Source organism: Massilibacillus massiliensis (assembly GCF_900086705.1).
Taxonomy (GTDB): domain Bacteria; phylum Bacillota; class Negativicutes; order FLKF01; family FLKF01; genus Massilibacillus; species Massilibacillus massiliensis.
In genome coordinates this window covers 1-897 of the sequence record NZ_LT575480.1, presented here as the reverse complement: position 1 = coordinate 897, position 897 = coordinate 1, and the positions used below count along the sequence as shown (strand labels likewise).

The 897-nt window shown below is 48.2% G+C and carries 1 rRNA gene; it reads left to right on the top strand.

Annotation, left to right across the window (positions count from 1 at the left end):
• A 23S ribosomal RNA gene (locus tag BN6559_RS00025) occupies positions 1 to 897 on the top strand; the annotation flags it as partial.

Here is an 897-nt window from a genome sequence, read left to right as displayed (position 1 = left end):
ATACGGAGCCGAAGCGAAAGCGAGTCTTAATAGGGCGAGAGTTATATATTGTAGACCCGAAACCGCAGTGATCTATCCATGACCAGGTTGAAGCGCAGGTAAAATTGCGTGGAGGACCGAACCCGTGAACGTTGAAAAGTTTTGGGATGAGTTGTGGATAGGGGTGAAATGCCAATCGAACGCGGAGATAGCTGGTTCTCCCCGAAATAGCTTTAGGGCTAGCCTCAAGTGATAAGTATAGACGGTAGAGCTCTGATCGGGCTAGGGGGCGTAAAGCTTACCGAACCCAGTCAAACTGCGAATGGCTATACTGATAGCTTGGGAGTCAGACTGCGAATGATAAGATCCGTAGTCAAGAGGGAAACAGCCCAGAACGCCGACTAAGGTCCCCAATGCTGTGCTAAGTGGCAAAGGATGTAAAACTTCACAAACAACCAGGATGTTGGCTCAGAAGCAGCCACCATTTAAAGAGTGCGTAATAGCTCACTGGTCGAGAGGTTTTGCGCCGAAGATGTCCGGGGCTAAAGCACAGAACCGAAGTCGCGTCAAGATATTGAAAAATATATCTTGGGTAGGGGAGCGTTCTATACACGAAGAAGGTATACCGTGAGGAGTGCTGGAGAGTATAGAAGTGAGAATGCCGGTATGAGTAGCGAAAAGAACAGTGAGAATCTGTTCCACCGAAAGCCTAAGGTTTCCTGAGCAACGATCGTCGACTCAGGGTAAGTCGGGACCTAAGCCGAGGCAAAGAGCGTAGGCGATGGACAACTGGCAAAAATTCCAGTACCACCAATAATTGTTTGAGTGATGGAGTGACACAGAAGGAAGTTCGAGCATACTGATGGAATAGTATGTCTAAGCTTGTAGGGTGAGAGACAGGTAAATCCGTCTCTTGAA